Source organism: Aminobacter sp. P4_D5, assembly GCF_056401815.1.
Genome location: NZ_JBFUIP010000052.1, coordinates 30001 through 35520, shown reverse-complemented (window position 1 = coordinate 35520; position 5520 = coordinate 30001). Strand labels below are relative to the sequence as shown.

Here is a 5520-nt window from a genome sequence, read left to right as displayed (position 1 = left end):
ACACGGAGACGCCCTCCGCCGACATCATCTTCATGATGTCGAACATCTCCTGGACGATCTTGGGCGCGAGGCCGAGCGACGGCTCGTCGAGCATAACGATGTCAGGCTTGATGATCAGGGTGCGGGCCATGGCGAGCGTCTGCTGCTGGCCGCCCGACATGGTGCCGGCATGCTGGTCGGCGCGCTCGCGCAGGATCGGGAAACGCTCGAGGATGCCCTCGATGCGCCGCTCCAGCTCCTTCTTGTCGTCAAGGATGAAGCCGCCCATGCGCAGGTTTTCGCGCACCGTCATCTTGGGAAACAGCGCGCGTTCCTGCGGCACGAAGCAGATGCCCTTGCGCAGGATCTGGTCGGGGCGCAGGCCGTTCAGCCGCTCGCCCTTGAAGATCACGTCGCCCTTGCGGATCGACAGCATGCCGCAGATCGCCTTGAGCAGCGTCGACTTGCCAGCACCATTGGGTCCGATGATGCAATGGACCTTGCCCGGTTCGACGGTCAGATGCGCGCCATCGAGGATGGCGGGGCCATCGCCATAGCCGGCGGTGATGTTGGTGACTTCCAGAAGCCTGGTCATCATGCCGCCTCGTCTTCGAGCACGCCGCCGAGATAGGCGTCGAGCACATGGGGATCCTTGCGGACGACTTCAGGCGTGCCGGCGCAGATGACCTTGCCATGCGCCATGACCACGACCTTGTGGGAAAGCCGCATGATCAGGTCCATGTTGTGTTCGACGATCAGCACCGTCATGCCCTTGTCGTTGAGGGCGCGGATGTGACCGACGATCTCTTCCATCAGCGACGGGTTGACCCCGCCGGCCGGCTCGTCGAGCAGGATGATCTTCGGGTCCGACATCAAAAGGGCCGCCAGATCCATCAGCTTCTTCTGGCCATAGGAAAGATTGTGGCCGTCCTCATGGGCGATGCGGGTGATGCCGAGGAAGTCGAGGATGGACATCGCCTTGTCCTTTTCCTCGCGCGACATCGCCGGCTTGAACAGCCCGCGGATGCCTTCGACCTTGGACTGGACGATGACGTTTTCGATGACCGTCATGTCGCCGAGGTTGCGGGAGATCTGAAAAGTGCGGCTGAGGCCCTTGGCGGTGATCTTGTGCGGGCGCAGATGGTCGATGCGCTCGCCGTCAAGCCAGACTTCGCCGGAACTTGGCACGGCCGTCCGGCTGATGCAGTTGAAGGCCGTCGTCTTGCCGGCACCATTCGGCCCGATCAGGGCGGTAATCGACCCTCTCTCGACCGTGAAGGTCGCCCCGTCGACGGCCTTGATGCCGCCGAAATGCTTGCAAAGGTTCTTTACTTCGAGCATGCGCCCGATCTCCCATTCCGAGCTCAGCCGGCCAGGCCGGCGGTGGTGAAGACGCCCGCGAACGGGCGTCCTCCCGGATTGCCTTGTCAGAAGCCAGCCTTGGGGTAGCTGAACGGCGACACCCCTTCGAACTCGCCGGTCGGGTAGACGAACTTCAGTTCGCCGCCCTGCCACTGGGTCATAATGTGGGACTTTTCGACCGGCAGGCCGACCTTGTCCCAGGAGAAGCGGCCAAGCACGGTCTGGACAGGGTTATCTTTGGTGCGCGCACTCAACCATTCGCCCATCTTGGCATTGTCGGTGGTGCCGGCACCGATCATCGCCTGCTCGATGCCCTGGCAGACCGCGAAGGGAATGGCGCTGTCCTCGTCGGGCTCGACGCCGTATTCGGCCTGGAAAGCCTTGACGAAGTCGGCGTTGTTGAACGGCTTGCCGGCAAGCGAGCTTTCGAACGGCACGTCCTTGTGCCACGTGGTGTGGATCAGCACGCCGTCGGCGGCATCCTTGCCAACGCCTTCGATGAACTCGGTCTGGGCACCCTGGCTGAGATAGACCAGCTTGGGCGTGGCGCCGACAGTCTTCAGCGCGCGCGTCAACTGCACTGCCTCTTCGGCAGACGCTGTCAGGCCGATGATCATTTCGGCGCCTGAGCGCTTGATCGAGTTGGCAAGGTTCAGCCAGTCGTTGAAACCTTCCTCCGGCCACTTCTCTTCCATCACCACCTTGATGCCGACGTCGGCGAGATAACCAGGCGCCAGATCGGCGATCTCCTTGTCGGTTGCCGGATCGTTGACCTTCTGGCCGAGCAGACCCGCGGCGATCGCATTGGCGAAGAAGTCGTCGGCGGAAACAACCGCCACAGTCTTGGGAACCGCATCCGCAGGAATGAGCTGCTTGATGACGCCAGCCACGTCCTTGCCAGTGTATTCAGCCGCGTTGACCTGGAAATAGAACAGGTTCTTGTAGCCCTGTTCATAGATGCGCAGCGCGCCGCCCGAAGGAATGGCATGCACMATGTTGTATTTGGACAGGATGCTGGCGACCGGGAAAGTTAGCCGGCTTGAAAAGGTTCCGTAGACGGCCTCCACCTTGTCGACATTGATGAAGCGTTCGTACTGGTTGATGGCAGTGGCGGTATCGGAACGGTTGTCGCTGACGACCAGTTCGACCTGCCGCCCAAGAATGCCGCCCGCGGCATTGATCAGCTTGATGCAGAGTTCATAACCGCGCTTGTGCTTCTCGCCGCTGACCGAAAGGCCACCGGTGATCGGCAGCGATGCCCCGATTTTCAGGTTCTCGGCGTGGGCGGCACCCGCAAGCAGCGACATCGCGGCCAGAGCGGTGACAAATTTCATAGGCTTCCGCGTAGTGTTCATGGATATTCCTCCCTGGTGCAATCGATTGCACATTCAGTTCGAATAACACCGCACAAGCGCCCTCGGCTACTCGCCAGCGACGTTGGACCGCGTATCTGTCGGGGGCTCCTCCCTCCCGAACCGTTGCAAAGCTGAGAACCCGCCCCTCCAAAACGTTCGGGAACCCTTAACCGTGCAATCGATTGCGAAATATTTGCAGACAGTTTGATCTACGTCAAGGATTATGTGCAATCGATTGCCCAAACTAGATCTCATCTGCTATCTGGAAGCGGAAAGAGGCGCGAAATGATGTTCAAGAAGCGTGTGACCCTGAAAGACATCGCCAAGGAAACGGGCGTTCACGTGTCGACAGTGTCGCGCGCACTCGACCCTGTCGAGCGCAAGAACATCACCGAGGAGGTAGCCGCCCGAATCCAGGCTGCAGCCGAGAGCCTGGGCTATCGTCCGAACCGCATCGCCGCCGGCTTGCGGACCAACAAAACGATGACGGTGGGCGTGATGATCCCCGACATCACCAACGTCATCTTCCCGCCCATCCTGCGCGGCATCGAAAGCGTGCTGGAGCCGCTCGGCTATGCCTCCATCATCGTCAACACCGACAGCGAGCGCGACCGCGAAAGCCGGCTTGTCGACGTGCTGCGCGACCGAGGCGTCGACGGCATCGTCCATGCGGCGGTGCTGCGCAGCGACCCGTCCATCGCCAAGGCAGCTGCCGACGGGCTCCCGGTGGTGACGCTGAACCGCAAGGTCGAGAACTCGAAAATCCCTTATGTCATCAATGACGAGGATGCCGGCATCTGCCAGATGCTGCGCCATCTCCGCGATCTCGGGCACCGCGACATCGCCCACCTCGCCGGACCGCAGGATTTGTCGACCGGCCAGCTTCGCCTCGCTGCTTTTCGCAATGCCGCAAAAAAGCTGTCGATCGAATTCCGCTCCGACCTTGTTGTCACCGCCAAGCGCTTCGACGAGACGGAAGGGGCGCGCTGCGTCCAGGAACTTCGGGCGTCGGGCAGGACATTCACGGCGATCCTGTGCGCCAATGACCGTCTCGCTCTGGGGGCGATCGACGGGCTGCGCGAGCAAGGCATCGACTGTCCGCGCAAGGTCTCGGTCACCGGGTTCAATGACATGCCGTTCCTGGAATTGATCCGGCCCAAGCTGACGACCGTCAGGATCCAGCAGCACAGCGCCGGACGCACCGCGGCCACCATCCTGATGCAGCTGATGAATRGCGAGCAGCCCGAAGATGTCCCGATGGAGACGATCCTGCCTGTCGAGATCATCATCCGCGAGAGCACCGCGCCGGCGTGCTGACGCAGTTGCCAGATAGCAAAACGCCCCGCTTGAGGCGGGGCGTTTTGGGATTTGGATTTGAAGAGGTTTGGTTGCGGGGACAGGATTTGAACCTGTGACCTTCAGGTTATGAGCCTGACGAGCTACCGGGCTGCTCCACCCCGCGCCACCATTTTGCAGTKCCCGTWTTGCAGGCTTTGCCTGCGCAGATTWGGGCCTGCAGATATTCCGGCTTGTCTTCGCCTTCATGTAAGCATTTGCCTACGCGATTGCGAGGATTAGGCTTTTGACTGCYAAAACAAAGGGCCGCCCAATCCTGGAAGACTGGCGGCCCGACACCCGTTTTCGGGCCTTGTTTCGTTGCGAGAAGATTTGCGCCATCGTCGTGATCGATTTCGATCGGGCGAAGGTTTGATTTAACGTGCGTTTGGCAGACCTGGCAGCGACTTACTCTCCCGCGTCTTGAGACGAAGTACCATCAGCGCTGGAGCGTTTCACGGCCGAGTTCGGAATGGGATCGGGTGCAGCCGCTCCGCCATAACCACCAGGTCGGCAAAACGCACGTTGTTTCGAGAAGCTTTTGAGCGAAGGAGCATAAAGAGGGTCCGACAGTGGAACTGTCGGGGTGCCTCTCGGGCTGTTCGCTGGTCTTTGTTGTGCCTTTACAGTTCTTCGGTTCTGGCGCCTTCGAAGCGAAGCTTCGCAAGGTCGACCGACCGTCGGCGCTGATGCGCCGCACCCACGTAGCGCCGCCCGCAGGGCGGAACAAGCGTGAGTGAGAACAAAACATCTGACTTTGTCAGATGAGCATTAGGAATGAGAACGATCAAGCCAATCGAACTATTAGTACCGGTAAGCTTCATGCGTTGCCGCACTTCCACACCCGGCCTATCAACGTGGTCGTCTTCCACGGTTCTCAAGGGAATACTCGTTTTAAGGTGGGTTTCCCGCTTAGATGCCTTCAGCGGTTATCCCGTCCGGATATAGCTACCCTGCTATGCGGCTGGCGCCACAACAGGTCCACCAGAGATCCGTCCATCCCGGTCCTCTCGTACTAGGGACAGATCCTTTCAATATTCCTACACCCACGGCAGATAGGGACCGAACTGTCTCACGACGTTCTGAACCCAACTCACGTACCGCTTTAAATGGCGAACAGCCATACCCTTGGGACCTGCTCCAGCCCCAGGATGCGATGAGTCGACATCGAGGTGCCAAACAACCCCGTCGATATGGACTCTTGGGGGTCATCAGCCTGTTATCCCCGGCGTACCTTTTATCCGTTGAGCGATGGCCCTTCCACGCGGGACCACCGGATCACTATGACCGACTTTCGTCTCTGCTCGACTTGTCAGTCTCGCAGTCAGGCGGGCTTATGCCATTGCACTCGACGACCGATTTCCGACCGGTCTGAGCCCACCATCGCGCGCCTCCGTTACTCTTTAGGAGGCGACCGCCCCAGTCAAACTACCCACCATACATTGTCCCGGACCCGGATAACGGGCCGCGGTTAGACATCCATAGAGAT

At 60.2% G+C, this 5520-nt stretch carries 4 protein-coding genes, 1 tRNA gene and 2 rRNA genes (1 of these 7 only partly in view); 1 reads left to right on the top strand and 6 read right to left on the bottom strand.

Annotation, left to right across the window (positions count from 1 at the left end; genetic code table 11):
* The 3 genes from AC1DWF_RS13830 to AC1DWF_RS13820 all read right to left on the bottom strand — a co-directional run.
* Positions 1-577: ABC transporter ATP-binding protein (locus AC1DWF_RS13830; protein WP_476841774.1), on the bottom strand; the 577-nt coding region annotated here is incomplete at its 3' end.
* Positions 574-1320: an ABC transporter ATP-binding protein gene (locus AC1DWF_RS13825; RefSeq protein ID WP_476785955.1), complete on the bottom strand. Its 747-nt coding sequence runs from the start codon at positions 1318-1320 to the stop codon at positions 574-576. The genes AC1DWF_RS13825 and AC1DWF_RS13830, both read right to left, overlap by 4 nt.
* 86 nt (positions 1321-1406) lie before the next feature.
* Positions 1407-2696, bottom strand: coding sequence for an amino acid ABC transporter substrate-binding protein (locus AC1DWF_RS13820; RefSeq protein WP_476841773.1), 1290 nt, complete (start codon positions 2694-2696; stop codon positions 1407-1409).
* 285 nt (positions 2697-2981) lie between these two features.
* On the opposite strand from AC1DWF_RS13820, the gene AC1DWF_RS13815 reads away from it, so the two are divergent.
* The gene (locus AC1DWF_RS13815; RefSeq protein WP_476841772.1) at positions 2982-4013 is read left to right on the top strand and encodes a LacI family DNA-binding transcriptional regulator; all 1032 of its coding nucleotides are present in this window, start codon (positions 2982-2984) and stop codon (positions 4011-4013) included.
* 68 nt (positions 4014-4081) lie between these two features.
* Here the strand turns inward: AC1DWF_RS13815 and AC1DWF_RS13810 are convergent.
* The 3 genes from AC1DWF_RS13810 to AC1DWF_RS13800 all read right to left on the bottom strand — a co-directional run.
* A tRNA-Met gene (locus AC1DWF_RS13810) sits at positions 4082-4158 on the bottom strand.
* 268 nt (positions 4159-4426) lie between these two features.
* Positions 4427-4541: ribosomal RNA gene (rrf, locus tag AC1DWF_RS13805) — 5S ribosomal RNA — on the bottom strand.
* A 273-nt stretch (positions 4542-4814) separates the two neighbouring features.
* A 23S ribosomal RNA gene (locus tag AC1DWF_RS13800) occupies positions 4815-5520 on the bottom strand; it runs 2109 nt beyond the window's last position.

Bases quoted from the DNA above. Each gene is read 5' to 3' on its own strand.
- AC1DWF_RS13825 (WP_476785955.1), bottom strand. From the start codon at position 1,320: ATGCTCGAAGTAAAGAACCTTTGCAAGCATTTCGGCGGCATCAAGGCC.